General features: G+C 59.2%; 23 protein-coding genes. 7 read left to right on the forward strand and 16 right to left on the reverse strand.

What is annotated here, in order from left to right:
- The first annotated feature begins 5 nt into the window (after window positions 1–5).
- From ABJO75_RS15075 to ABJO75_RS15085, 3 genes are read left to right on the forward strand one after another with little or no spacing between them, the layout of a single operon-like run.
- Window positions 6–806 (forward strand): UDP-2,3-diacylglucosamine diphosphatase, encoded by an 801-nt coding sequence (locus tag ABJO75_RS15075; protein WP_348134252.1) that lies wholly within the window; start codon window positions 6–8, stop codon window positions 804–806.
- Between the two features lie 12 nt (window positions 807–818).
- A complete protein-coding gene (locus ABJO75_RS15080; RefSeq protein WP_348134253.1) occupies window positions 819–2036 on the forward strand; it encodes a DUF3419 family protein in 1218 nt (405 codons plus the stop codon).
- 5 nt (window positions 2037–2041) lie between these two features.
- A complete protein-coding gene (locus ABJO75_RS15085; RefSeq protein ID WP_348134254.1) occupies window positions 2042–2695 on the forward strand; it encodes a class I SAM-dependent methyltransferase in 654 nt (217 codons plus the stop codon).
- A gap of 188 nt (window positions 2696–2883) precedes the next feature.
- On the opposite strand, the gene ABJO75_RS15090 is transcribed toward ABJO75_RS15085, so the two are convergent.
- The 8 genes from ABJO75_RS15090 to ABJO75_RS15125 all read right to left on the reverse strand — a co-directional run bounded on the left by ABJO75_RS15090 (window position 2884) and on the right by ABJO75_RS15125 (window position 14177).
- Window positions 2884–5676 carry a bifunctional aconitate hydratase 2/2-methylisocitrate dehydratase gene (locus tag ABJO75_RS15090; RefSeq protein WP_348134256.1) on the reverse strand — a complete coding sequence of 931 codons (2793 nt, stop codon included), beginning with the start codon at window positions 5674–5676 and terminating at the stop codon, window positions 2884–2886.
- A 360-nt stretch (window positions 5677–6036) separates the two neighbouring features.
- Window positions 6037–7203 (reverse strand): M20 aminoacylase family protein, encoded by a 1167-nt coding sequence (locus tag ABJO75_RS15095; RefSeq protein ID WP_348134257.1) that lies wholly within the window; start codon window positions 7201–7203, stop codon window positions 6037–6039.
- Complete coding sequence (locus ABJO75_RS15100; protein WP_348134259.1) at window positions 7204–7716, reverse strand: L-2-amino-thiazoline-4-carboxylic acid hydrolase; 513 nt, start codon at window positions 7714–7716, stop codon at window positions 7204–7206.
- Complete coding sequence (locus ABJO75_RS15105) at window positions 7713–9011, reverse strand: FAD-binding oxidoreductase (protein WP_348134261.1); 1299 nt, start codon at window positions 9009–9011, stop codon at window positions 7713–7715. Before ABJO75_RS15105 ends, ABJO75_RS15100 begins: the two co-directional genes overlap by 4 nt.
- Complete coding sequence (locus tag ABJO75_RS15110) at window positions 9011–10654, reverse strand: ABC transporter ATP-binding protein (protein ID WP_348134263.1); 1644 nt, start codon at window positions 10652–10654, stop codon at window positions 9011–9013. Before ABJO75_RS15110 ends, ABJO75_RS15105 begins: the two co-directional genes overlap by 1 nt.
- Complete coding sequence (locus ABJO75_RS15115) at window positions 10651–11529, reverse strand: ABC transporter permease (RefSeq protein ID WP_348134265.1); 879 nt, start codon at window positions 11527–11529, stop codon at window positions 10651–10653. Before ABJO75_RS15115 ends, ABJO75_RS15110 begins: the two co-directional genes overlap by 4 nt.
- Window positions 11526–12503 carry an ABC transporter permease gene (locus tag ABJO75_RS15120; protein ID WP_348134267.1) on the reverse strand — a complete coding sequence of 326 codons (978 nt, stop codon included), beginning with the start codon at window positions 12501–12503 and terminating at the stop codon, window positions 11526–11528. Before ABJO75_RS15120 ends, ABJO75_RS15115 begins: the two co-directional genes overlap by 4 nt.
- A 78-nt stretch (window positions 12504–12581) precedes the next feature.
- The gene (locus ABJO75_RS15125; protein ID WP_348134268.1) at window positions 12582–14177 is read right to left on the reverse strand and encodes an ABC transporter substrate-binding protein; all 1596 of its coding nucleotides are present in this window, start codon (window positions 14175–14177) and stop codon (window positions 12582–12584) included.
- A gap of 207 nt (window positions 14178–14384) precedes the next feature.
- Here ABJO75_RS15125 and ABJO75_RS15130 point away from each other — a divergent pair, with 207 nt between their 5' ends.
- The 4 genes from ABJO75_RS15130 (at window position 14385) to ABJO75_RS15145 (ending at window position 16942) form a co-directional block, all read left to right on the forward strand.
- Window positions 14385–15095, forward strand: a complete 711-nt coding sequence (locus ABJO75_RS15130) for an SDR family NAD(P)-dependent oxidoreductase (protein ID WP_348134270.1) — start codon at window positions 14385–14387, stop codon at window positions 15093–15095.
- A 26-nt stretch (window positions 15096–15121) separates the two neighbouring features.
- The gene (locus tag ABJO75_RS15135; RefSeq protein WP_348134272.1) at window positions 15122–15982 is read left to right on the forward strand and encodes a VOC family protein; all 861 of its coding nucleotides are present in this window, start codon (window positions 15122–15124) and stop codon (window positions 15980–15982) included.
- Window positions 15979–16491, forward strand: coding sequence for an Lrp/AsnC family transcriptional regulator (locus ABJO75_RS15140; protein ID WP_348134274.1), 513 nt, complete (start codon window positions 15979–15981; stop codon window positions 16489–16491). Before ABJO75_RS15135 ends, ABJO75_RS15140 begins: the two co-directional genes overlap by 4 nt.
- 133 nt (window positions 16492–16624) lie before the next feature.
- Window positions 16625–16942, forward strand: a complete 318-nt coding sequence (locus tag ABJO75_RS15145) for a Dabb family protein (RefSeq protein WP_348134276.1) — start codon at window positions 16625–16627, stop codon at window positions 16940–16942.
- A gap of 115 nt (window positions 16943–17057) precedes the next feature.
- Here the strand turns inward: ABJO75_RS15145 and ABJO75_RS15150 are convergent, their stop codons facing one another.
- The 8 genes from ABJO75_RS15150 to uxaC all read right to left on the reverse strand — a co-directional run bounded on the left by ABJO75_RS15150 (window position 17058) and on the right by uxaC (window position 25973).
- Window positions 17058–18554: a tripartite tricarboxylate transporter permease gene (locus ABJO75_RS15150; RefSeq protein ID WP_348134278.1), complete on the reverse strand. Its 1497-nt coding sequence runs from the start codon at window positions 18552–18554 to the stop codon at window positions 17058–17060.
- 7 nt (window positions 18555–18561) lie between these two features.
- A complete protein-coding gene (locus ABJO75_RS15155) occupies window positions 18562–19071 on the reverse strand; it encodes a tripartite tricarboxylate transporter TctB family protein (protein ID WP_348134280.1) in 510 nt (169 codons plus the stop codon).
- Window positions 19072–19142: 71 nt separating this feature from the next.
- On the reverse strand, window positions 19143–20132 hold the full coding sequence (locus ABJO75_RS15160; protein ID WP_348134282.1) for a tripartite tricarboxylate transporter substrate binding protein: 990 nt from the start codon (window positions 20130–20132) through the stop codon (window positions 19143–19145).
- Between the two features lie 41 nt (window positions 20133–20173).
- Window positions 20174–21208: a Gfo/Idh/MocA family oxidoreductase gene (locus ABJO75_RS15165; RefSeq protein WP_348134284.1), complete on the reverse strand. Its 1035-nt coding sequence runs from the start codon at window positions 21206–21208 to the stop codon at window positions 20174–20176.
- The gene (locus tag ABJO75_RS15170; protein WP_348134286.1) at window positions 21205–22236 is read right to left on the reverse strand and encodes a Gfo/Idh/MocA family oxidoreductase; all 1032 of its coding nucleotides are present in this window, start codon (window positions 22234–22236) and stop codon (window positions 21205–21207) included. Before ABJO75_RS15170 ends, ABJO75_RS15165 begins: the two co-directional genes overlap by 4 nt.
- On the reverse strand, window positions 22229–23431 hold the full coding sequence (uxuA, locus tag ABJO75_RS15175; protein ID WP_348134288.1) for a mannonate dehydratase: 1203 nt from the start codon (window positions 23429–23431) through the stop codon (window positions 22229–22231). Before uxuA ends, ABJO75_RS15170 begins: the two co-directional genes overlap by 8 nt.
- A complete protein-coding gene (locus tag ABJO75_RS15180; RefSeq protein ID WP_348134290.1) occupies window positions 23428–24642 on the reverse strand; it encodes a mannitol dehydrogenase family protein in 1215 nt (404 codons plus the stop codon). The genes uxuA and ABJO75_RS15180 overlap by 4 nt, the downstream gene beginning before the upstream one ends.
- A complete protein-coding gene (gene uxaC, locus ABJO75_RS15185; RefSeq protein ID WP_348134292.1) occupies window positions 24639–25973 on the reverse strand; it encodes a glucuronate isomerase in 1335 nt (444 codons plus the stop codon). The genes ABJO75_RS15180 and uxaC overlap by 4 nt, the downstream gene beginning before the upstream one ends.

The following is a 25973-nucleotide window of genomic DNA, read 5'->3' on the forward strand; positions in this document are numbered from 1 at the left end:
GCAAATTGAAGTACCGTACGATTTTTCTTTCGGACACGCATCTGGGCACCCCCGGGTGTCAGGCCGAATTGCTCTTGGATTTCCTCAACAATCACGAAGCGGACAGCTATTATCTGGTCGGCGACATCGTTGATGCGTGGAGAATACGCCGCAAAGGGTTTCTGTGGCCGCAAGCCCATAACGACGTTGTTCAGGCGATGCTTGCCAAAGCACATGACGGCGCCAAAATCTATCTGATCCCGGGCAATCACGACGAGTTTCTTCGCTCGTACCTTGGTACGCATTTCGGTGGTATCGAAGTGGTTCGCACCGCTGATTTCACAGCGTTTGATGGCAAACGATACCTGGTAACGCATGGCGATCAGTTCGATGCAGTTGTGACAAATGCCAAATGGCTCGCCCATCTCGGAGACCGCGCCTATGAGTTTATGCTGTGGCTGAACACTTGGCTGAACCGGATGCGTCATCTTTGGGGCGGCCAGTATTGGTCACTGTCAAAATGGGCCAAGCATCAAGTCAAACAGGCCGTCAATTTCATCAGCGAATACGAAAACGTGCTTTCATCCGAAGCCCGGCGTGGTGGCTATGACGGGGTGATTTGCGGTCACATCCACAGTGCAGCGATCCGTGACATAGATGGGATCGCCTATGTGAATACAGGCGACTGGGTGGAAAGCTGCACAGCCGTTGTCGAAAGGGAGGATGGCAGCCTGATGCTGATTGATTGGGAACGCTCGACCCGAACCAGACGTCAGCGTTCGCGGCGAGTGCGCCGCAGCAAATCCAAGAAACTTGAAAACGCATAAAGGGCCCACCCGATGAATTCTTCTGCGCAGGTCCAACTGGACGCCGCCGTTCTGCAAGAAGGCGATGCCGCCACAAGTGGGCTGGAGCGCCTCTTCTCGCGCCTGTTTCTGGGATTGGTTTACCCGCAGATCTGGGAGGACCCGGTCGTTGACATGGAAGCGCTCGACATATCGCCCGACGACAACCTCGTGTGCATTGCCTCTGGCAGTTGCAACATGCTGTCGTATCTGATGGCCGGCCCCGCGTCTGTCACCGCAGTCGACCTGTCGCCGGCCCACGTGGCACTTGGCCGACTGAAACTTGCGGCCGTCCGACGCTTGCCCGACTACGGAGCCTTCTATCAATTCTTCGGGCGGGCGGATCTGGCGAGCAATGTGGCTCTCTACGACACCTACATCCTACCCGGCCTTGATCAGGAAACGCGTGATTTCTGGGATGGCCGGTGCCTGTTCAGCCGCAGGATTTCGGTTTTTCAGCACGGATTCTATAATCACGGTCTGCTTGGCCGGTTTCTGGGGGCTGTGCACGTTGTGGCCCGGCTTGGTCGGGTAAGTTTCGCTCCGCTGCTGGCTGCCCGTACACTGGAGGAGCAGCAGAACTTTTTTGACACCAAGATCGCCCCTCTGTTCGACATGTGGCTGGTCAGGAAACTCGCCGGTTTTCGCGCGGCCTTGTTTGGCCTGGGCATTCCACCTGCCCAGTATGACAAGCTGGCCGCGGATGGCGACGGCGACGTGCTGCCTGTTTTGAGGGAACGGGTTCGCAAGTTGATGTGTGATTTCCCGATCCGCGACAATTACTTCGCCTGGCAGGCCTTTGCGCGCGGCTATGATCCGGCTCCGGACGCGTCGCTTCCACCTTATCTCCAGAAATGCAACTTTGAAGCCGTGCGTGAAAATGCTCAAAAGGGCAGGATCCTGAATCGTTCGTTGACGGATCAACTGGCCCAAGAGCCTGGCCGGTCCAAGCAAGGCTATGCGCTGCTTGATGCGCAGGATTGGATGAACGACGCACAATTGAACGCGCTCTGGACGGAAATCACCCGCACGGCGACGCCGGGTGCAAAGGTGATTTTCCGCACCGGGGGCAATGCGGACATCCTGCCGGATCGGCTGGCGTCAGACATTCTGGATCGCTGGAACTATGATCCAGAGATCTCGGCGCAGGGCACGGCGCGGGACCGCTCGGCCATCTACGGCGGTTTTCATCTGTATCGGTTTAAGGGCTGACTGCGATGCTTGATACCACCTCGACTCCACATGCCGCTCTGATGGATCAGACATATCGCCGCCAGAGGCTGATCTATGATCTGACCCGCAAATACTACCTGTTTGGCCGTGACCGGTTGATTTCCGAACTTGATCCGAAAGAAGGATCGCATGTTCTGGAAGTTGCCTGCGGTACAGGCCGAAATCTGCAAGTGGCGGCCCGAAAGTACCCGTATTGTGCTTTTTACGGTCTGGATATCTCCGCCGAAATGCTTTCCTCGGCACGGGAAAAGCTGAAGGATAGGGCAAATCTGGCACAAGCAGACGCCTGCACGTTTGATGGCGCGCAATTGTTCCGGCGGGCAAAGTTTGACCGCGTTTTCATTTCATATGGGATATCGATGATCCCTGACTGGGAGAGCGCACTTAAAAGGGCCAGCGCACATCTTGCACCGGGTGGCGAGCTTCACGTTGTGGACTTTTCAGATCAAAGCGGATTGCCCGAATGGTTTGGGACCGCGCTGTACCGCTGGCTCGACAAATTTCACGTAACGCCACGCAATGATTTGGGAAGCGTGTTGGGAAAGGTCGCGACCAGCCTTGGCGGCACATCGTACGTTCGTCAACTCTACCGCGGCTACGCGCAATACGGTGTCGTTCGGACCTCGCGCAGAGTTTAGAGCGTGATCAAGCTGCGGGGGCAGGGTGCTGCACTGTGTTCGCTGCCCCGCAATTCTATTGCAGCGGTGGAAACTGCGAAATGATCTGAGCAGAATTCCCGCATCGCGATCAGTGGTTGGCCGTCGAAATCGGGGCGATGCCTGCCAGTTGCAAACACCTGAAAGACACCGCCCCTAGAGACCAAGGTTTAGAAATGCGCCGACTGGGTGGCCAACGGCCTTTGCAGCGGGGGCGCGAACTTGGTCAGGTCAATCCCTTCCACGGCGGTCTTGTATTCCTCAAGCGTCGGCGTGCGGCCAAGGATCGCCGAGAGGACAACCACGGGTGTGGAGGCGAGCAGCGATTCACCAGCCTTGTCCTCGGCATCCTCGACAACGCGGCCTTTGAACAGTCGCGTGGACGTGGCCAGAACCGTATCACCCTTTGCGGCTTTTTCCTGATTTCCCATACACAGGTTACAACCCGGGCGTTCGAGATAGAGAATGTTTTCGTATTCGGTACGGGCCGTGCTCTTGGGTGCGGAATCGTCGAACTCAAAACCTGAGTACTTTTGCAGGACCGCCCAGTCGCCTTCTTCCTTCAACTCGTCGATGATGTTGTAGGTTGGCGCGGCGACGACCAGAGGTGCGTTGAACTCGACCTTATCGTATTTTGCTTCGAGGTTCCGCAGCATTTGGGCCACGATCTTGACGTCACCCTTGTGCACCATGCACGAACCAACAAAGCCCAGATCGACCTTTTTTTCTGCGCGATAGTGCGAAATCGGGCGGATGGTGTCATGGGTGTAACGTTTTGAGATATCAGCATTCTTTACATCCGGGTCGGCGATCATCGGCTCGACGATGGCATCCAGATCAACAACGACCTCGGCGAAATACTCTGCGTTATCATCGGGTGCCAAGGCGGGCTTTTCGCCCGACCGAATTTGCGTAATGCGGGCATCCGCAATTGAGATCAGTTTCTGAAGCATGCCGTTTTCATGCTCCATCCCTTTGTCGATCATGATCTGAATACGGGATTTAGCGATTTCCAGCGATTCGATCAGCGTCTCGTCTTCAGAGATACAGATCGACGCCTTGGCCTTCATTTCGGCCGTCCAGTCGGTGAAGGTGAACGCCTGATCCGCAAGCAACGTGCCGATGTGAACCTCGATGATCCGTCCCTGAAAGACGTTGTCGCCATGCTGGGCCAACATCTGAGCCTGCGTGGCATGTACGACGTCCCGGAAATCCATGTGGTCGGCCATCTTGCCCTTGAACGTCACCTTGACTGATTCCGGGATAGGCATCGAGGCTTCGCCGGTTGCCAGCGCCAGCGCCACGGTGCCGGAGTCTGCGCCAAAGGCCACGCCTTTGGACATACGGGTGTGGCTGTCGCCGCCAATGATGATCGCCCAGTCATCCACGGTGATGTCGTTCAGCACCTTGTGGATGACGTCGGTCATCGAATGATATTCGCCCTTGGGATCACGCGCGGTGACCAGACCGAACTTGTTCATGAAGGCCATCAAGCGCGGGGTGTTTGCCTGCGCCTTGAGGTCCCAGACCGACGCGGTATGGCAGCCAGATTGATACGCCCCATCCACGGAAGGGGACAGTATGGTCGCGGCCATCGCCTCCAGTTCCTGACTCGTCATCAGGCCGGTGGTGTCCTGCGAGCCAACGATGTTGACCTTGACCCGGACGTCGGACCCTGCGTGCAGCACTTTGCCGGGTGTTGTTCCGCGCGCGTTGGCGTTGAAGATTTTTTCAACCGCCGTCAGTCCCTGACCTTCGTGCGAGATTTCCTTGGACGGTGCGAAGGCTGATTTCAGCTCTACACCAAGCGCTTCACAGGCAAATGTCTGCAGTTTTTTGCCAAAGACGATGGCGTAGGACCCGCCCGCCTTCATGAATTCGACTTTTTGTGGCGTAAAGGAGTCGGACATATCGACCAGTTCTTCGTCGCCATCCGCGCTGTACAGCTTCTTTTCCTTGGTGTTGATCTTCAGATCCGTACCGGTTTCAACAGAATACCTTTGTTCAAGGATCGCGTTGCCATCGTTGTTGAGGATCGGCTTGCCGTCTTCGTCAAGCTTTTTGACCCAGTTCTTGAGATCGACACCGATACCGCCGGTCACGCCAACTGTCGTCAGAAAGATCGGAGAAATACCATTCGTGCCAGCGACAACTGGCGCAAAGTTCACGAAAGGCACATATGGGCTGGCCTGTTTGCCGGTCCAGAGCGCCACATTGTTGACCCCGGACATCCGCGAAGAGCCCACGCCCATGGTTCCCTTTTCCGCGATCAGCATTACGCGTTTGTCAGGGTGCTGCAGTTTCAGCGCCTGAATCTCTTTTTGTGCGCGTTCGCTGATCATGCATTTGCCATGCAACTCGCGATCAGAGCGGGAATGCGCCTGATTGCCGGGGGACAAAAGGTCGGTCGAAATGTCACCTTCGCCGGCGATATACGTGACGACTTTGATTTCTTCATCGATATCAGGAAGCTTGGTGAAGAACTCTGCATCCGCATAGCTTTCCAGAACATCTTTGGCGACGGCGTTGCCTGCATCAAAGGCTGCTTTCAGGCGGTCTGTGTCGGCTTCGTACAGGAACACCTGCGTCTTCAGAACCTCGGCGGCTTGAGCGGCGATGTCGGCATCATCGCCCAACGCCAGATCGAGCAAAACCTCAACCGAAGGTCCGCCTTTCATGTGCGACAACAGCTCAAGGGCAAAGGTGGCTGAAATCTCGTCAACCTGCGCTTCGCCCAGCACGATTTCCTTGAGAAACTTAGCTTTGACACCTGCCGCGCTGGTCGTGCCGGGCAAGGTATTGTAGATAAAGAAATTCAGCGCCTCATCCCGATGGGGGTGATCGGTAGCACGAATGATCGAGATGATTTCGCCAGTCAGCGCCGCGTCATCAATCGGCTTGGGGTTCAATCCCTGCTCTTTGCGCGTTTCAATCTCGGTGCGGTATTCGGTATAGAGGTCCATGGGGTTTCTCCTAGGCGCAGAATTGTACTGAAATGCGAACACCAATCCGGCCAGATGGACCAAAAAGACTTGGAACGCTTTGTTTGTATACCGCAGTATACAGACCGACTGATCGCTACAACCCCGTTTACAGCGACGTGATGTCTCAGGTGCCCGTTCTTCGGAAGCTCATTGGCCGGGGACTGCGGTACGTTCCATAACGAGGTCGCGGTCAGTCCCTGTTTGAACAAGGCGATGGAAGCTCAGTCTATGACCTGAGTTCCGCAACAATGTCTGGCGAATTCCGGTCGATGGATTTGAAGGGTCGGAGGAGTTACCTCCGATCTTGATCCGTATCTTCCACAACCGGCATGCGGGTTGTCACAAGGGCAATCTCTGACGTACAAGCGTGGTCCAGTAGGACCCACCCCAGGCAATGACCTCGTCGTTGAAATCATACTCCGGGTGATGCAGCCCCGCCGACGGCCCGTTGCCAACATTGATAAGTGCGCCGGGCACTTCGTTGAGCATGAACGAGAAATCCTCGCCGCCCAATGTCTGCGGCATGTCCAGATGTACATTCTCGATGCCTGCCACCTCCTGCGCCGCACGGGCGGCCAGCCCGGTTTCCCGCTCGTGGTTCACCGTCACCGGATAGTGGCGGATATAGTCGAGTTCTCCCGACGCCCCGAACCCGGCGGCGATATTGGCGACCATCGCTGTCAGCCGCTCTTCTATCATGTCGCGGGTTTCCTCGCGCAAGGTTCGCACCGTGCCGGTCATCACCAGATCTTGCGGAATGACGTTGAAGGCATTGCCGGCAGAAATGGTGCATAGCGAAATCACCGCCGCATCAACCGGGTCAAGGTTGCGCGACGTGATGGATTGCACCGCCTGCAAAAGCGCAGCGGCAATTGGCAGCGGATCGATCGTCTGATCTGGCCGCGCCGCATGGCCGCCACGACCGGTGATGGTGATTTTGACCTCATCGACCGAACCCATGATCGCGCCCGAATTGATGGTGAACTGGCCGACTGGCAGGTCCGGGCGATTGTGCATCGAATAGACTTCGTTGCAGTGCCAGCGGGTAAACAGCCCGTCTTCGATCATCGCCCGGGCCCCTGCGCCGCCTTCTTCGGCAGGCTGGAAAATCACGATCACCGTACCGTCAAAGGCGCGGCTATCGGCAAGGTGGCGCGCCGCCCCCAGCAACATCGCGGTATGGCCGTCATGACCACAGGCATGCATCTTGCCCGGCACTTGCGACGCCCACGGCCTGCCGGTTTCTTCGATAATCGGCAGCGCATCCATGTCCGAGCGCAGCCCGATACAGCGGCCCGATGTGTTGCTTTGCCCCCGGATGACGCCCACAACGCCGGTGCGCCCGATGCCCTCGTGTACCTCGTCAACGCCAGCGGCCCGCAGGGCCTCGGCCACCTTGGCGGCTGTGCGGTCTACATCATACAGCAGTTCGGGGTTCATGTGCAGGTCGCGGCGGAACTCTGTCAGGTCCTCAAGCTGTTTGGCGACCCAGTTTTCGACAGCCATTCAGGCCTCCTTCTTCATGCGGTAGCGAAAGTCGCAATGGCTCGCGCCTTTCATGATCGTCTGGGTCCGGGTCATTTCGATCTCTGGGTTATAGCCGATGCAGAAATCGCCATCGCGGTTACAGGACAAGAGATGCCCGATATCGCCCAACCCCATGTCCCGGTACATCTCGGCGTATCGGCACTTCACGACGTTGAAATCCATCTTTTCCTCGGACATTTCGATATTCTCGATCCGAAGCGCATCCTCGCGGGTCCAATTCGGCTGGATCGCGGCAAAATCGGTGAGGTCCGGCGCACGGCCCAGATCCTCGGCCAGCATCTTTCCTTGTTCGATTGCCGATTTGGAACAGGTTTCGCCGATCACCGCCTCGGCTTCTTCGCGGCCCGAGCGTTCGGTGATTACATCAAGCACATGCTTCAGGATCATCGCTTCGATCCTGCGGCGCAGCAGGATAGGAATATCGTTCAGGTCCATGCCTTTGGCCTCTGCCATGGGTGTCTCCTCGGTCATAGGTTCAATTCCTTGTGGTCCTGTCGTTTCATCCAGGCCAGATAGGTCGGGGCGACGCGCCGGACGATGCCGTGCATGGGGAAGGGAGTCGGTTCAGTCACCGGCAGCGCCAGTTCCTGCTCGGGTTGGCCGGTCGCAGCCCGCGCCAGTTCGCGACCCAACGACGTGCCAAGCGCCACACCACGTCCGTTGCAGCCGATCCACGCCCACCCGTCGGGGCCAAGCTTGTGAACCCGCGGAAAACGGTCCCAGTTCATCCCGATATAGCCTGACCAGACGTGGGTCATGTCTGGCATCCCAAGATCCGGGAACGCCTCTGCAAGGTTGCGCGCTGCCTTGCGCCGCACCCGGTTCGCAACATCAAATGCTCCGATCACCGCACCGCCAGTAATCAGGCGATTGCGCGCATCATAGCGAAAAAACCGCAGGTCGCCGCGCGTATCAGAAACCGCCTGCCGACCCGGCAGGAGCTTTCTGCGCAAGTTGTCACCCACTGGTTCTGTCGCCATCTGCCAACTGAGAACCGGCACGACCGACTGGGCGATCCGGGGCGCGAGACCCGGGGCAAGTTCGCCCGTATAGGCGTTGCTTGCCAGGATCAGCGCACGCGCCTTCAAAATGCCGTCAGGCGTCGTGATGATCCATTCATTGCCCACCCGCTCATACGCGGTGGCAGGGCTGTCTTCGTGGATGATTGCGCCCAATTGTTCTGCGGCCCTCGCCATTTCGCGTGCCAAAGCCAGCGGATTGATGTGCCCGCCAGTCGGGTTGTACATCCCGCCATGCCAGAAATCGGACCCAAGCAGATCAGCACATTCGGCGGCGTCTTTGAGTTCAGCCGGAAAGCCGAACCGCTGCCACGCCTCAATCCGTTTTTGCGCCAGCTTGATCCGTCCCGGACTGTGCGCGGGCTGGAACCAACCAGTCTGTTCCGCCTCGGCCTGCATGTCAAATTCGCCCACGAGATCAAATAAGACATCCGCCGAATTGCCAATCAGGTTGACCATGCGCTGACCGGCATCGCCGTATCGGGCAACCCAAGCATCCGGTTCAGCCGAGGTGAGGATCGGGATGACCTGACCATTGTTGCGCCCAGAAGCACCCCATCCAACGGCCTTGCCCTCTAATACAGTGACTGAACGGCCACGGCGTCGTGCCTCGATTGCGGCAGAGAGACCCGTAAAACCTGCGCCGATCACCGCGACATCAGTTTCCTCAACACCCACAAGTTTTGCCGACAACGCCCGGTCGGGTGCCGTCGCCGCCCAAAGTGAGTTTGGAAATTCAACAGCCATCATGCAGCATCCGTTTGCAGTGAGGGCGGCGTCCAATGGCGGCCCGGAATGGAGGACAAGAGGTTTTGCGTATAGGGATGCTGGGGATTGGCAAAGACCTCGGCGGTTTGACCACTTTCGACGATTTCACCTTTTTGCATGACGATGATCCGGTCGCACAGCTGGGCGGCAACCCGCAGATCGTGGGTCACGAACAGCAGCGACAGGTTCAGGCGTTCGCGCAGATCGGCCAGCAGTTTCAGTACCTGCGCCTGCACAGACACGTCCAGCGCAGAAACCGGTTCGTCCGCCACGATCACCTTGGGCTCCAATGCCAATGCACGCGCGATACCGATCCGCTGCCGCTGACCGCCCGAAAACTCGTGAGGAAAGCGGTTCGCTGCTGCCGGCGACAGCTCGACAAGTTCCAGCAGCTTCTTGGCATTCTCGCGCGCCGCGGCAGGGTCTGCACCATGTACGATTGGCCCTTGGGCGATCAGATCGACCACCCGCTTGCGCGGGTTGAGCGAGGCCATCGGATCCTGAAACACCATCTGGATATGCTTGCGCATCGCGCGCATTTCCTTAGGCGTGCACGCAAGCAGGTCCTTGCCGCCCAGTTCGACACTGCCCTGATCGCACTCCAGCAACCGGGTAACAATTCGCGACACCGTGGTCTTACCCGAGCCGCTTTCGCCCACAACGCCAAGCGTTTCGCCCTCGTGCAGTTGAAAGGTCAGGTCCTTGACCGCCGTCACCGCCTTGCGCTTGCCGCTGAGCAGTCCACCGCGCGCGGAAAACGTCTTTTTCAACCCTGTCCCCTTCAGCACAACTGGTGCGGCGGTGACCGGTTTGACCGGTGGTGGCGTCAGAGCCGGAACCGCCGCAATCAAGGCGCGGGTATAGGGATGCTGGGGATGGTTCAACACCTCGTCAGTGGTGCCGGTTTCGACCAGTTCACCCTTGCACAGAACCGCGACCCGGTCTGCAATCTCGGCCACCACACCAAAGTCGTGGGTGATGAACAGAACTCCAGCGCCCTCATCCTTCTGTAGCGCGCGAAGCAGTTTGAGGATTTGCAACTGGGTTGTCACATCCAGCGCGGTCGTGGGCTCGTCCGCGATGATCAGTTTTGGCGACATGACAAGCGCCATGGCGATCATCACCCGTTGACGCTGGCCACCAGAAACCTGATGCGGGTAGGCGTTGTAGGCCGAGTCCGGGTCGGGAATGTGGACACGGTTCAGCATCTCGATGGCGCGCGCCTTGCGTTCGGCCCTGCTCATCCCGGTGTGCAGGCGCAGAACTTCGTCCAGCTGCCAGCCAACGGTTTTCTGCGGGTTCAGCGCCGTCATCGGTTCCTGAAAAATCATAGCGATATCGGCCCCGCGCAGCTTGCGCATCGCAGCCTCGGATTTTCCACGCAATTCTTCGCCCATGAACCGGATGGCACCGCCGGTCACACGCACATGCGGTTCCGGCAGCAGCCCCATGATGGCTCCGGCGCACAATGACTTGCCCGATCCGCTTTCACCGACTAGGCAGACGATTTCACCCGGCGCGATGGTCAGATCCAGACTTTCAAGCGCGAGCGGGCGGTCTGCACCTTTGGGCAGCGAGATTTCCAGATTGTTCAGTTCGAGGATGGGGGTCGGCGCGTTCATTTGTTCTTTTGCCTCGGATTGAGCGCATCGTTCAGACCTTCGCCCAAAAGCGAGAATGACAGTACGGTCAGGATGATCGCGATGCCGGGAATGACCGCGCAATAGGGGGCTGTCCGCAGCACTGCGCGCCCTTGGCCAATCATGTTGCCCCAGCTCGCATAGTTCGGATCACCCAGCGACAGAAAGGCCAGGGCACTTTCCATCAGGATCGACAGCGCCATGATGACCGAGGCATAAACCACGATCGGCGGCATCGCGTTTGGTAGGATCTCGCGAAAGATGATCGCGGTATTGGACACGCCAAGGTTTCGCGCCGCATCGACAAATTCGCGGTTCCTGAGCGACATGAATTCGGCGCGCACCATGCGGGCAGGTGCTGTCCAACTGACGATGCCGATGGCGAGCGTGATCCATTCGATCTTGGACCCCATGATCGCCACGAGTGCCAACAGCAACACAAAGTTGGGAATGGTCTGGAACGCCTCGGTGATGCGCATCAGAACGTCATCAACCCAGCCCCCGAAAAATCCGGACAAAGCACCGATCACGACGCCGATGGTGATGGCAACCAAGGTGGCAACCACCCCGATCATCAGGGAAATGCGCGCACCGTAGAACACGCCAGACAGCACATCCCGACCCAATTGATCCGTCCCAAGCGGCGTGTCCCAATTGACGAATGGAAAGGTCAGCGGATCGCCTGCCCGGCGCAACGGATCGCCGGGATCGACCAGCCCTGCAGTCAGCGCCATAAGGACAACGATTGCGAACAGGAACAATCCGAGCAGGGCCGCGCGATTGCGACGGTAACGCCGCCAGAACATGACATAGCGCGGGGGTTCCGGCGGGGCGATTTGCGTGTCGGCGAGCGTCAAACCAGTTCGATCCGGCTATCGAGACGTGCATAGAGCAGGTCGGTGAGAAAATTGACGACAACCACGATGATGGAACACAAAAAGATGATCCCCATCAGCGTATTCATGTCGCGCTGTACGACGGATTGGTAGGCAAGCTGCCCCAGCCCCGGCAGGGTGAATATTGTTTCCACCACGATAGAGCCGCCCAGAACGGTGGAAAACTGCAACCCGAGCAAGGTCACCACCGGCAAGAGCGCATTGCGCATGATGTGATGGATCATCAGCCGGGACTCTTTTGCGCCCTTGGCGCGCGCGGTGCGGACATAATCCAGTTCGGCCACTTCGATGACCGAGGCCCGCATGAGCCGCAGGTAAAAAGCCAAGTAGATCAACGACAGGGCCGCCGTCGGCATGATCAGATGCCGCGCGACATCCCAGACGTGATCCCAGCCGGTATAAAAGGCGGCGATCGTCGTGACCCCGCCCACGGGCAACCAGCCCAGCTTGACCGAAAACACCAACATCAACATCAGCGACAGAAAGAAGGATGGCGTTGCGTAGAACACCAGACCCAGTACCGAAATCAGGTTGTCGGTCAGCGAATAGGCGCGACGCGCCGCGATTGCGCCGAGAAATATCCCGAGGGTAAAGGCGATACTCAGCGAGGTCGCCATGAGTAGCAAGGTCGTGCCAAGACGGTCCATCAGGACCGTGGAGACCGGCTGTTCATAAACAAACGACCAGCCAAAATCGAATGACGCAAGCTTAACCATATAGCGCCAGAGCTGGACCCAGACCGGTTGATCCAAGCCGTATTCGACGCGCAGTCGCTCGATAAAGGCGGCGTCGGCCCCGCCCATGTCGCCCACCAAGGCGTCAACGGTATCACCCGGCGCCAGCTTGAGCAGCAGAAAGGTGCCGATCATGATCAGGATCACCACCGGAACGGCCTGAAGCAGACGACGCAAGGCGTAAATCAGGATTGGGGGCATATGGCGTTTCGTGGTCCTGAGAGCATTGAAAGACACTGCGGGGCGGGCGCAGGAAACCGCGCCCGCCCGGTCAGCAGATTACTGTTCGAGCCAGAGGTCGTACCAGCTGGACGAGTTCCACCGAGGCGTATTGTGGTGGTTCCTGAGTTTTTTCGACGTGACTGAGATGAACGGATGTTCAATCGCAAAGATCACCGGCAACTCGGCCATCGAGCGGGCCTGAATCTCGTGATACATCTCGGCGCGCTTTTCGACGTCCAATTCGGATGCCGCATCGTCGATCATCTGGTCGATCTCGTCACTCTGCCAGCCGAACTGGTTTGTCCAGGGCGTGCCGTTGGGCTGGCCTGACCGCAGCCAGACCATCGTCGAGACCGCCGGGTCCGACCGGAACTGATGCCAGCCGTTCGCCGTGTCAAAGTCATGGTCGCGATAGACACCGGTGAGAAAGCCCGGCGCATCATTGGTCTGAAGCTCGACGTCGATGTCGATTTCCTTCATCGCCTGCGCAAAATATTCAGCCCAAAGCTGTGTATACTCACCCCAAGGAGCAGGGCGGTGACGCAGTTTGAACCGGAAACCGTCGTCTTGCACCGGGTATCCGGCCTCGTCCAGCATCTGTTTGGCCAGCTCCGGATCATAGGCATAGGTCGGCACGTCGTCGGTATAGTTCAGACCGCCGGCGCTTGGCACCGGACCGCGTCCCGGCTTGGCAAAGCCGCGCATGATCGTGTTGATCGCATAGTCGATATCCAGACCGTGATACATCGCCTGACGAACCTTGAGATCAGCCATGATCGGGTTGCGGTGGTTGAATTCCACGGTCGAGTGGGCGACGTTGTTTTCATAGCCTTGGGTACCCACGTCAAAGCGGTCATCTTCGCTCAGACGTTCGATATCGGCCATCGACACACCGATAAAGCCGGATTCATGCACTTCGCCGGCCTCAAGCGCGGCGGCGGCGGCAGATTTGTCCTTGATGAATCGCCAGACGATCCGGTCAAGATAAGGATAGCCCTCGCGCCAGTAGTCTTCGTTCTTGACCGCCATCACATACTGGCCACGCTCGTATTCAACGAATTTGAACGGGCCGGTCCCGACGGGGGCCGTGTTGTACTTGTTCTTGAGAATGTCGGTGCCTTCGTACAGGTGCTTTGGCACCGGATGACCAAGATCAGGCATCGCCGCAACGAACAGCTCGAGCGGCATCGGCTTGGAATAGTTGAACACCGCAGTATGCGGATCGGGGCAGTCGACGCTCTCTAGATTGGCCTGCAGCGCCGATGAGTAGTTCAGCAACTTCTTCCACATTTCAATGGCCGAAAAGGCCACGTCGTCACAGGCAAAATCCTCGCCATCATGCCATTTCACGCCTTCGCGCAGTTTGACGGTGATTTGCTTGCCGTCCTCAGACCCGGACCATTCAGTCGCAAGAACCGGCTCGTATCCATCATAGCTCTTGTCGATCAGCGGCTCGATGATCTTGCCGGAAATATTGTAAACGCCGGTCGAGGCCCGCAGGGCAGGGTTGAGGGTACGTTGTTCCGAAATCATGTGAACGACTGCGGTACCACCCTTTTGCACCTCGTCCTGGGCGGCGACGGCAAAGGCAACAGAGCTCAACGCCCCGACCGCGCCAAGCAGCAGCCCCGCTTTCTTAAATGTGACTGACATATTCCTAGTTCTCCTAGTTGGTCGCATTCGTTTATTTTTGGGCCGGGCAATGGTGCCTCTGACCGATCGACTGCAGCCTGACGCAACGACAACGCAAACGTCAACAGAAAAACCAAATTTTCTGCAGGCATTGGAAAAAATATCTACACTTTGGCCAAATGTTGGTGTTAGCATCGCTTATATTGAAAACTGGCAGGGATTTCACACATGCCGAAAACCGTATGGATCACTGGGGCCGGCTCCGGAATTGGAGCCGCGATGGCGCTGGCATTTGCAGAAGCAGGGTATCGCGTCGCCATGACTGGCCGCAACCGATCATCACTTTCCGAAGTCGTCAGCACGCTGCCCGATCCGGACGCCGCACTGATCCTGTCCGGCGATGTCACTGACCGTGCCGGGATGGCAAACGCCGCACGCGAGGTCGCGGAGTGGGGTGGCAGCGTGGATGTGCTCTGCAACAATGCCGGCCTCAACATTCCCAAAAGAACCTGGGCCGAGTTGGACTGGGAGAGTTGGGACCACGTGATCGATGTCAATGTCACCGGCGCGCTGAACGTGATCGGTGCCTGCCTGCCAATCATGCGGGACCAGCAGGATGGGGTGATGATTCATACTTCAAGCTGGGCAGGCCGATTTCATTCATCGGTCGGGGGCGTCGTCTATGGCGCATCCAAACATGCGCTGTCAGACATCTCGCTGAGCCTGAATGACCAAGAAGGCAGAAACGGTATCAGATCAACCGCCCTGTGCCCGGCAGAGGTCGCCACGCCCCTGCTGGCCAAACGTCCCGGCTTTGACGCCAGCACGATGGCGGGGATGATACAGCCCGAAGACATGGCAAAAACCGCGCTTTTCGTTGCACAGATTCAGCCGGGGATCTCGTTGCCCGAGATCGTTCTGGCGCCCGTGCGTCGCTGACTTCTACAGATATCAAAGGAATATTCATGTCCCATCCGGTCAAAGGCGTTGATCACTGTTTCGCTTTGGTTGACGATCTCGCTGCCGCCGCCGCGCAATACGAGGCGCTTGGCTTTACCCTGTCGCCGCGCGGCACTCATTCCGCAATCAGGGGGACCGCCAATTATACGATCATGTTCCCCGATGATTACTTTGAACTGCTGGGGATACTGACGCCAACCGAGTTGAATGCGCCGCGCCGCGAGGTGCTTGCGGCCAAGGGGCAGGGGCTTCATGCAATCGCCTGCCGGATCGATACGGCTGATGCCGCCGCCGCTGCACTTGAGGAAATCGGGATCGCGACCAAGATGCTGGGCAGCTTTTCGCGCCCGGTTGACCTGCCGGACGGCAGCGAGGGTGTTGCATCCTTTTCAACTGTTGCCTTCACGCCGGAAGAAACGCCGCGCGGCACGGTATTCATGTGCGAGCACAGGAGCCGCGATACGGTCTGGGTGCCAGAGCTATTGACCCATGCGAACACCGCCTGCGGTCTGGGCGCAATTCTGGCGCTGTCAAAGTCGCCCGAACAGGAGGCTCCGCGCTTTGCACGGTTATGGGCCGAAGGCTCTGTCAGCATGCGCGACGGTCTGAGCATCGTTCATACCGGACCCAATTCCGCGCCGCTGATCCTCGCAACTGCGGATCAGCTGGGGGCGTATTATGAGGGTCTCGACCTGGCAGGAACCACACGAGGTGCGTTTACCGCCTTGCGGATCAAGGTGCGCGATCTGGCGGCGGTCCAAGCCTGTTTGGAAGCTGCGGGGATCGAACCCGTTGAGACGTCAGCCGGGTTGGCCGTCGGCCCCGAATACGCTGCCGGTGTCTTGGTGGAGTTCGTCACCGCATGACCGAACCCCGCCCTCGTAAGACCGGATCGAAACCCATCGAAAGCATCACGTTCGACGATATCGACAGGCAGATCCTTAACATTCTGCAAGAAGACAGCGAAACCCCGGTTCAGGCGATTTCCGAAACGGTTGGCCTGTCTGCCAATCCATGCTGGCGTCGCATCAAGCGGATGGAAGAGGCGGGCGTCATCAAGAAACGCGTGGCTCTTGTCGATCAGGCCCGCGCCAAGGTGCCGCTGACCGTCTTTATCGGGGTCAGCACATCGAGGCACGAAATCGAATGGCTCAACCAGTTCCGCGATCTGATCGACGAGATCCCGGAGGTGGTCGAGGCCTATCGCCTCACCGGGACGGTGGACTATATCCTGAAGGTCATTGTTCCCGACATGTCGTCATATGATGCCGTTTACAAACAGATGATTCAGCGCCTCGAATTCAGTCAGGTCAATTCGATGATGGCAATGGAAGAACTTAAGTTCACAACCGCAATCCCGACCAACTACCTCTAAAATACGCGTGGATCAGCGGGGCATAGGGTTGCGGCTGCCGAGGCAGAATACTTTAGCGCGACACTCTGGCGGTTGATGGCGGCCGCGCGGTCTGTAACATGCGCGGGCCATCCCCAAGGACCGGAAAATTCCCATGATCCGCCACATCGTCCTCTTTACCGTCTCTCACGACGGCAACATCGATTCCGTTCGCGAGGGGCTGCAAATCCTGACCCGGATCCCCCATTCAGAGCGGCTCGAAATCGCGCTCAACCGCAAGTCCGACCCGAAGAGCAAAGAGGTCGATGTGGTCGTCTACGGAGAATTCGCTGACGACGATGCGCTGGCCGCGTACAAGGCCCACGATCTGTACGCCGAATCCATCCGGCGCGTGAAACCCCTGCGCGAGATGCGTCTGGCTGCTGACTATGACGAGGCGATGGCTTTTACCGGGGCCGATGGCAACGCGTGACACTGGTGCATTTCCGTCGCTGATTGTATCGCCTGACACAGCCGGGCAGACACAGGGATGCGGCTTACAAATCCTGAACAACCGGCCGTCCACGGCCTCGATTGATCACAGGCACTCATCGTCCGATTTGCCGCCAGAGTCTGATCGCGAGCGGCACCAGCATCGCCAGTACCACGACAAGGGTTGCGATCGCCAGTGCTCCGCTGACCGGGCGCAGGAAGAACGGTTCAAGTGACCCCTCGGAGAGGATCAGCCCGCGCCGCAGGCTCTTGTCCAGGATATCACCAAGGACCAGCCCCAGCACCAAAGGCGCCATTGGGTAATCCATCTGTTTCATCACCAGCCCGACAACGCCAAAGACCAGCATGACCCAGACGTCAAACGGTCTCGCCGCGATGGCAAAGGACCCGACGACACAGAGGACAAAGATTGCGGGCAACAGACGTTCCCGCGGAATTCGCAAAACCAAGAGCAAGGGCTTGGTCAACAGAACACCGTAGAGCGTGATTGCCAGCGCCGAAAAGACAATCGCCGCCACGACGCCGTAAACCACTTCCGGGCTTTGTATCATGATCAGCGGGCCCGGTCTGACCCCATGGATGATGATCGCAGCCAGCAAGACAGCGGAAGGAGCCGAGCCGGGAATGCCCAGTGTCAGAACCGGAATGATCGCTCCGGGTACGGCGGCGGAATTACCGGTCTCGGCGGCCAGCAATCCATCCTTGGACCCTTTGCCGAACAGGTGTTTTTCGCGGCTGAATCGTTTGGCGATGGCATAAGACACCCACGCGCCGATATCTTCGCCGACACCGGGTATCAGGCCCATCAGCGTCCCGGCGATACCGGATCTCGCCATGGTCGGTGAATACCGTTTCATGTCTTTCAGGCCGGGCAGAACACGGCCCTTGGCTTCGGACAATTCCGGCGTCGCGCGATTGGAGATGTTTGACAGGATCTCGACAAAGCCAAAGGCACCAACCATGGCGGGGATCAGGCTGATACCCCCCGTCAGATCGCGGACACCAAAAGAATATCGCGCATAGGCAAAAACCTGTTCCTGCCCGATCATGGCGATGATCAGGCCGAGACAACCCGCAATCCACCCCTTCAGTGGATCCGTTGCTGCTGTCAGCCGCCCGGAAATGACGACCCCACAGAGAGCCAGCCAGAAATATTCGTAGGATCCGAATTTCAGCGCATAGCTGGCCAGAACCGGCGCCGTCATGGCAAGCAGCAGAACTCCCAATAGGGTGCCGACCATCGAACCGATGGTCGCCAGCCCCAAGGCCTCGCTTGCACGCGATTGCCGGGCAAGGGGGTGACCATCCAATGTCGTCGCCGCACTGGCCGGTGTACCCGGCATGTTGAGGATGATCGCTGTGCGGCTGCCGCCATAAATTGAACCGACATACATGCCCAGCAGAGCGGTGATGGCCGGGCCGCTCTCCATCTGAAACGTCAACGTCGTCAACAGCGCCAGCCCCATGGTCGCTGTAAGGCCGGGCATCATGCCGATGACCACACCCAGAAGCGTCGCCCAGAGTGTGATAAAGATATACTGCAGCGACAGTGCGGACAGAAAGGCATCAGCCAGATAGGACAGATTGGTCACGACGCGCTCATGGCAATTGCACCAGAAAAATCTCTACAAAGAACCAGTTAGTTGCGGCGCTGAACGCGATGGCAATGACCGCTGCGATGGTCAGGACCTGCCATGCCGGTTTGCGCGTATCGGTCTGCGATGGTGGCAGCAACAATTCGAAGACGATAATGAACAGGAACAGAAAGATCGATGTTGCCGGAATAAATGGCAACTGTCCGAAAAGGCCGGCGCCATAGCCCAGGGTCAGAACAAGGGCGGCAAAACAGCGGCGGCGGTTGCTCGGATTGCCCGCTATCGCGTCCCAGTACCCGGTTTCGTCGTCTTCGGGATCGGCGGTGCGCAGCGCCAGAGCAAGCCCGCAAAGGGTCAGGAACACCCCCAGCAATCCCGGCGTCAGGCCCGGTGCCTCAAACATCGACGCACCGCGATCCTCGAACCGGGGCATGATCCATGCACCATAGGCAACCAAGATGCCAAGGGCTGCGAAGATCGCTCCGCTGATCCTATCCAGTTTGCGATTGGTCACGCGACCCCGTCCTGCTCAATCCAGATCAAAGTGGGTGGCCACAGTTCCTGCGGCCACCCGGTACGCATCGTTCAGGGACGCGCGATCCCAAGCGTTTCGGGGCTCACCGCGGACTGGCCGCTGTCGTGCAGCAACCAAGCGTTTGACTGGATCGACGCGCGGACTTTGTCCTGAGCGTCTGCGCCCGAATGCACGGTCATGATCGAGCCGCGCCCCTCGGTATACTCGGCCAGGGCTGCAGAGTTCGCGATCACATCGCCCCAGGCTGCCTGCATCTTGTCTTTGACCTCCTGTGGAACATCCGCAGGCATAAAGAGCCCAAAATAAATTGGCGCAACCGGAAGATCAGGCAATGCGGCGGAAATGGTCGGGATGGTTCCGACGCCCGGCGCATCGACATCTGCGTCGGCAATGATGGCGATCGGCTTGAGCTGACCGGCACGCAGCATATCCATCTGCTCCGAGATAAGCTGTGTCGTGGCGTCTGTTTCACCAGATACCGTTGACAGGACCGCCGCCGCACCGCCGTCATATGACGCATGAACATAGGCTCCACCAACCGCTTCTGCGAGGCTCTCTATCGTCGAATGGCCAGCGGAGTTCACACCGGACGTGCCAACGCGCAGGCCACCCGCCTTGAGCGCAGCAATAAAGCCGTCAATATCGTCGATCTCGGAATTCGCCGGTACACTGATGACGCTGGCGAGGGCCGAGTTCAGATACAGATCCCAGTCCTCGATCGCCGTGTCCATCTTGCCCGTGACCGCATAGGTCCCCAGATCCTTTGCCGCACCGGCGGTCCATGTATAGCCATCATGCGCGGCATCCCACGCAGCCTGTGACCCGATGGACCCGGATGCGCCCGGCTGATTGACCACGACGACGCTCTGCCCAAGAGGGCCTTTCAGCTCTTCGGCAACGATGCGCGTCACCTGATCCGTGGCCCCGCCCGCGCCCCATGGCACGATCAGCTGGATCGGTTTTTCGGGCCATTCCGCGAAGGCCGGCGTGGCCAGCACGAGCGCTGCCGCCGCCCCGGTAAGTATCTTTGCAATAGTCATGATTTCCTCCCCTGATAAAAGTCGTGATCGTGCGATGGTCGTCAATCCGTATGTGCCAACCCGCCTCGGCGCTCGGCCATGGCCTGTGCGTTGATCGCCAGACGCATCACGGTGATCGTGTGACTCTGGGCGCAGGCGGTCTCGGTGCGGTTGCGGATATCGTTGGCGAGCTGCTGGAAATAAGGCGTTCCGGCGCCTGAGGCATCAAATCGCTGGCACTCGGTCCCATTGACCAGAAACACGTGATCGGTGCCGGGTTGACCACAAACATCGAAATACTTGCGCAGTTCGATGTACCCTTCGGTGCCCAGAATGGTCAGCCGCCCATCCCCCCAGTTTGGCGCCGCATCCGGCGTGTACCAGTCCAGCCGCGCATAACCCTGCGCATCACCCGCAACCAGATTGATCTCGCCAAAATCCTCAAATGTGGGATGGTCAGGCGTATTGAAATTACCGATGGCGGCATGCGCGATCCGGGCATCCTGCGCCCCTGTAAAATGAAGAAACTGATCAATCTGGTGCGTCCCGATATCACCGATGATCCCGCCATAATCCTTGGGGTCCCAAAACCAGTCAGGCCGCATCTGGGCGTTCAGTCGATGGGGCGCCATACTGAGGGTCTGAACGACCTTGCCGATACGCCCCTCGGCCAAAAGCTGATCTGCGACGGTGACGGCCGGTACTTCGAACCGCTCGGAGAAATTGACGCTCCAAATTCGTCCGGTCAGGGCAACACAAGTCTCGATCTCGGTCAGTTCCGCATGCGTAAGACAACCTGGCTTGTCCAGCATCACGTCCTTGCCATGTTGCATCGCCGCAAGGGCGAGCGCGGCGCGTTCTGCAGGGGGGGCGGCGATCAGGATCAGATCAATACTCTCATCTTCCCACAGCTCATCTAAATCGGTCACGCGCGGCACATCAGGAAACCGTTTCCTGAATCCTGCCATGGGCTGGGGCTCGCCGTCAGTCCAGAAACAGACAAAGCTGGCCCCGACGTCGATCATCCCGGCGGCCATGCCAAAGATATGACGGTGATCCAGCCCGACAGCCGCAAATCTGATTGGAGACTCTGTCACCGCTGCACCTTTACCCTGCGGCCTTCTCGGGCCGACGCTTCGATCGCGGCAATCAGTTTGTGAACCTCCAGCGCGTCTTTCCCGGTCACCCGAGGCGCGCGCCCGTCGCGGAGGCTGTCTGTGAAATCCGCGATCAAATCGCGGTGCCAGTCACAGGGGAAATCCATCGGGTCGCTGCCGCCGCCCGTCGCCGAAAGCTCGCCAACGGTTTCAGTGGTTCCATCCCGCCAGTGGACCACCAGTTCGCCCGCTGTCAGCACCGCAGACCCGTTGTCGGCGTCGATCGCCAGCGCTTCCTGACTGCCCGGAAAGGCTGCGGTCGTGGCGACGACAGATCCGATTGCACCATTGGCAAAAATCAACCCGGCGGTGGCAAAGTCTTCGGCCTCCATGTCGTGAAACGCCGTGGTCCCGGCGAGCGCCTGAACCTCGGTCACGGGGCCAGTCAAGCTCAGCATTAGGTCAAGCACATGGATCGCTTGCGTCAGAAGAACGCCTCCGCCATCGTGATCATAGCTGCCCCGACCGGGTGCGTCATAGTAGGACTGATCGCGCCACCACGGCAGCGCCATGCGCACCGCGCGGACCGGACCCAATCGCCCGGAGCGGACCAGATCGGTGAGGGCAAGGCTGCCCGCCCGAAAGCGATGCTGCAGGACCATGCCCAACGTCACCTCCGCCGCGTCGCAGATCGACACAAGGTCCTCTGCCCGCGCCAGATCCCGCTCTATTGGTTTCTCCATCAGCACATGCTTGCCCGCCTTTGCCAGCATCTCGACCAGCGCCTTGCGCGCGTTGGGCGGCGTGATGAGGATCACCCCGTCAACCGTCGCGTCATCGCAAATCGCCTGCACACTCTCATAGGCGCGCCACCCGGTCGCTGCGGCCTGTTCGCTCAACCGGTCAGCATTTCGCGTATAAATACCAGCGACCCGCACCGACCCGTCGAGTTGTCGCAACGCCGCGAGGTGGGGTTTGGACGCCATTCCAAGTCCAATGACCGCCAGAGATACAACTGATTCAGACATTCCGGGCAGCCTCCAGTCCTGCAATCACCCCAGCCAGTTCAGCCAACCCTTTCAGACGGCCAATCGCCGGATACCCCGGCTGGCTGTTGCGTCCGAGATCATCAAGGATGTCCTGCCCGTGATCCGGGCGAAACGGGATGTCCGCGTCGGTCCTACCCTCTTGCAGGCGCCGCGCCTCTTCATCCAGCACCGCCGCAACCAGTGCCGGCATGTCAGTATCACCCGTCAGATGCTCGGCCTCGTGAAAGCTGCCCAGTGCATCCTCGCGCGCGACGTTGCGTAGATGCAGAAAATGCACCTTTGGCGCCAGCGTTTGCATCATCGCCGCGAGATCATTGTCTTGCCGCGCGCCCAATGATCCAGAGCACAGGGTCACGCCATTCGCCGGGCTGTCGACGGCCTGAACCAGCCCTGAATAGTCCGCCAGCGTCGAAATCACACGCGGCAGGCCCAGCAGGGGCCATGGCGGATCATCCGGATGGCAACAGAGCCTCAGGCCCAGTTTTTCGGCGGTCGGCACGACTTCGGCAAGGAAATCCGCCAGATGAGCGCGCAACTGCGTTTCGGGTACCTTGTCATATCTGGACAGATGCGCGCGCAGTTCATCCAGTGTCAGGCCCGGTTGCCCTCCGGGGAGCCCCATCACGAGGTTCCGGGCCAAACGGGAGCGATCCGCATCGGTCATGTCGTCAAATCGGCGGGTGGCGGCCTGTTGCAACGGCTCAGGTGTATCTCGCAGCGCCGCTGGGCGCTTTAGAACAAACATGTCGAAGGCCGCGAAATCGGCGGCGTCAAACCGCATCGCCGTTCCGCCATGCTCCAGACGAAAGCTCAGATCTGTCCGGGTCCAGTCAAGCACCGGCATGAAGTTATAGCAGACAACACGCAGACCGGCAGCAGCCAGCGTCGAAAGGCTGGCTTTCCAAGTATCGATATGGGCGCGCCAATCGCCGGTTTGGGTCTTGATATCTTCGGAGACGGGCAGGCTTTCGACCACCTCCCATTTCAGGCCTGAAGGGGTGCCATCGGATCTGCGCGCGACCTCATCTTGCCGTTTGGCGATTTCGGCCTCTGACCATTCCACACCGGGAGGAATGTGGTGCAGGGCTGTGACCACGCCGCGTGCACCTGCTTGCAACATCCAATCGACCGAGACCGTGTCATGCTGTCCGAACCAGCGCCAGGTTGCTCTCATATCGCTCCCTCCAGCAGTTCGCGCGCTCTCTGGCCTTTGGCCCGCCCATCGCGCAGGGCCTCGGCGGCAGGATCGTCCGGCATCCGCCCCGCTGCAAATTCGGCGTCCAGCCAGCTTTCCCATTCCCGCAGCGCGCGGGCGCAGGCGGGGCTGTCGGTGCGGTCAGCCATGGTTCCGAGAATGCGGATCGGCAGCTTTAGCGACCCGTCCATCGCAATCTGGGCCAGCGAATGTGCAAGATGCGGGTTCTCAAAACGCGCCAGCAATGCGTCGGCATAGGCTGCGGCATCACCTCGCACCGCATCTGGAAGAGTCTCCGCGGCCTCGTTCATCACGCCGCGGGCCAATGCCCGAAGATCGGTGTCGGTCACCGCTTCGTGAACATAGGTCAGGCCCTTGTTCAGACCGGCATAGGCAAGCGTCGAATGCGCACCATTCAGCATCCGCAGTTTGCGCAGTTCAAAGGGGGCGACGTTCTTAACGATCTGGGCTGACGCGGCCGCGAGATCAGGCATTGGACCGGCAAAGTCATCCTCGATGACCCATTCCGAAAACGCCTCGGTTGCGACAGGCGCATGGGATGGCGCACCAGCGGCTGCAACGCGTGCGCGCAATTCGTCATCAACAGCAGGCGTGATGCGGTCCACCATGGTCGAGGGGAACCGGTGTCGCGTGACCCTGTCCGCTGCAACCCCGACTGCCTCGGCCAGGACCAACAACGCGGCGCGCAGTTTCTCGCCATTCGCCGGCAGGTTGTCGCAACTCATCACTGTCAGCGGTGCATCGCGTGCTGCCAGCCCCGCCAGCAGATGGCCGGGCATCGTCACCGGCGGCTCACCGGCGCGCAACGCGACCACATCATCGGCCAGCGCGCCCAAGTCCAATGTGCCGTCGGGGTGAAGGTGATAGCCCTTTTCAGTCACGGTTATGGTGACAAGCTGGGTTTCGGGGCGGGCGATCAGGCGGGCGACGGTCTTTGGCTCTTCGGGCGCGACGGTGACGCTGTCGATCACATCAATTGTTTCGATCCGGCGTCCGTTGGCATCGGCGATTTCCAGTGCATAGACATAATCGTCCCTTGCCAAGGCATCCCGCACCCCTGCAGAGCGTAGCGATACACCGTCGATACGCCAGTCGCCTGCCGCGGCGACGTACCACGCCTGATGCGCGCGGTGGAATGCGCCGGTTCCGATATGAACGATCCGGTTCATAGCCGATACGCCGCCCGGGCGGCCCCCACGGCAAGCCATTCGGCGACCTGTTCAGCATCTTTCGTTCCGAACTTGCCCGCGGCGACCTGATCATCAAGATGCGAGGCAACCGCGCGACGCCACATATCATGTCGGGCAGGGATCGACATAAGGGCGCGGGTATCGTCGTTGAACCCGGCAAGGTTCCAGTACCCTGCGGTTTCCACCACAGCATCCAGATAGCGCCGGATGGCATTCGGGCTGTCAAGAAACCACCAAGGTGGGCCCAGCCGCAGGGCGGGCCAATGCCCGGCCATTGGCGCCAGTTCGCGGGAAAAGAGGCCTTCATCAAGCGTAAATGCGATGATGGCCGCGTCGGGATTGTTGCCTACGCGGTTGAGCAACGCATCCGCGCCACGCACCCAGTCCTGCGCCACCGGAATGTCCGCGCCTGTGTCCGGGCCAAAGCGCTCGGAGACACTCTGGTTGGTTCCTCGCGCCGATCCGGCGTGCAATTGCATTACAAGACCATCTTCGACCGACATCTGCGCCATTTCGATCAGCATGTGGTTATACAACCTGCGCCGTGCGGGTTCATCGGCTTGACCCGTCAGGCATTGGTCCAGCAGGTGCTGTGCAGCACTGTCGTCGAGCCACTCTGTTTCAAGCCGTTCAATGGCATGGTCAGTGGCTGTGGCGCCGTAGGCAATGAAATGTTGTCGTCGCGCGGCAAGCGCTGCGCGCCAGCCGTCCATCGTTGCGCAATCCTCACCCGTCATTTCACCAAGCCGCCCCATGGCGGTGGCCCAACCTCGCGCGCGCGGGTCGAGGACAGCATCAGGGCGAAACGTCGGAATAAATCGAGTTGAATGGCCCCTGTCAGCAAAGGCCGCATGAGGCGATAGATCATCCAGTGCCGCATCGGTCGTGGCCAGCACCTCGATCCCGAAGCGTTCCATCAAGGCAACGGGTCGAAACCCTGGCTGCGCAAGAGCTGCATCAATGCGGTCGTAGATTGCATCCGCAGTGTCTGGCCCGAGCGGCTCGGCGATCTCAAAGACCTCGCGCAACGTATGCTCAATCCAACCGCGCGTCGGGGTCCCGAGAAACAGATACCAACGATCGGCAAGATGCCGGAATATCGCCCGAGGATCGCGATCTGCCGGAGCGACGCCCACCCCGAGTTCTTCAAGTGGGATCCCCTGAGAATACAACATCCGGAAAACGTAATGATCAGGAACGATCAGCAAGTCCGCAGGATCATTGAACCTTTTGTTATCAGAAAACCATTCCGGGACGGTATGACCGTGCGGCGAAACGATAGGCAGGTTGCGAATACTCTCATAAAGCAT

It is taken from the genome of Sedimentitalea sp., from assembly GCF_039973035.1.
Classification (GTDB): domain Bacteria; phylum Pseudomonadota; class Alphaproteobacteria; order Rhodobacterales; family Rhodobacteraceae; genus Sedimentitalea.

Excerpts from the sequence above, each read along its gene's own strand:
- ABJO75_RS15080 (WP_348134253.1), top strand. The coding sequence starts at position 819 with ATGAATTCTTCTGCGCAGGTCCAACTGGACGCCGCCGTTCTGCAAGAA.
- ABJO75_RS15085 (WP_348134254.1), top strand. The coding sequence starts at position 2,042 with ATGCTTGATACCACCTCGACTCCACATGCCGCTCTGATGGATCAGACA.
- ABJO75_RS15090 (WP_348134256.1), bottom strand. The coding sequence starts at position 5,676 with ATGGACCTCTATACCGAATACCGCACCGAGATTGAAACGCGCAAAGAG.
- ABJO75_RS15095 (WP_348134257.1), bottom strand. The coding sequence starts at position 7,203 with ATGGCTGTCGAAAACTGGGTCGCCAAACAGCTTGAGGACCTGACAGAG.
- ABJO75_RS15100 (WP_348134259.1), bottom strand. The coding sequence starts at position 7,716 with ATGACCGAGGAGACACCCATGGCAGAGGCCAAAGGCATGGACCTGAAC.
- ABJO75_RS15105 (WP_348134261.1), bottom strand. The coding sequence starts at position 9,011 with ATGGCTGTTGAATTTCCAAACTCACTTTGGGCGGCGACGGCACCCGAC.
- ABJO75_RS15110 (WP_348134263.1), bottom strand. The coding sequence starts at position 10,654 with ATGAACGCGCCGACCCCCATCCTCGAACTGAACAATCTGGAAATCTCG.
- ABJO75_RS15120 (WP_348134267.1), bottom strand. The coding sequence starts at position 12,503 with ATGCCCCCAATCCTGATTTACGCCTTGCGTCGTCTGCTTCAGGCCGTT.
- ABJO75_RS15125 (WP_348134268.1), bottom strand. The coding sequence starts at position 14,177 with ATGTCAGTCACATTTAAGAAAGCGGGGCTGCTGCTTGGCGCGGTCGGG.
- ABJO75_RS15130 (WP_348134270.1), top strand. The coding sequence starts at position 14,385 with ATGCCGAAAACCGTATGGATCACTGGGGCCGGCTCCGGAATTGGAGCC.
- ABJO75_RS15135 (WP_348134272.1), top strand. The coding sequence starts at position 15,122 with ATGTCCCATCCGGTCAAAGGCGTTGATCACTGTTTCGCTTTGGTTGAC.
- ABJO75_RS15140 (WP_348134274.1), top strand. The coding sequence starts at position 15,979 with ATGACCGAACCCCGCCCTCGTAAGACCGGATCGAAACCCATCGAAAGC.
- ABJO75_RS15145 (WP_348134276.1), top strand. The coding sequence starts at position 16,625 with ATGATCCGCCACATCGTCCTCTTTACCGTCTCTCACGACGGCAACATC.
- ABJO75_RS15160 (WP_348134282.1), bottom strand. The coding sequence starts at position 20,132 with ATGACTATTGCAAAGATACTTACCGGGGCGGCGGCAGCGCTCGTGCTG.
- ABJO75_RS15170 (WP_348134286.1), bottom strand. The coding sequence starts at position 22,236 with ATGTCTGAATCAGTTGTATCTCTGGCGGTCATTGGACTTGGAATGGCG.
- uxuA (WP_348134288.1), bottom strand. The coding sequence starts at position 23,431 with ATGAGAGCAACCTGGCGCTGGTTCGGACAGCATGACACGGTCTCGGTC.
- ABJO75_RS15180 (WP_348134290.1), bottom strand. The coding sequence starts at position 24,642 with ATGAACCGGATCGTTCATATCGGAACCGGCGCATTCCACCGCGCGCAT.
- uxaC (WP_348134292.1), bottom strand. The coding sequence starts at position 25,973 with ATGCTTTATGAGAGTATTCGCAACCTGCCTATCGTTTCGCCGCACGGT.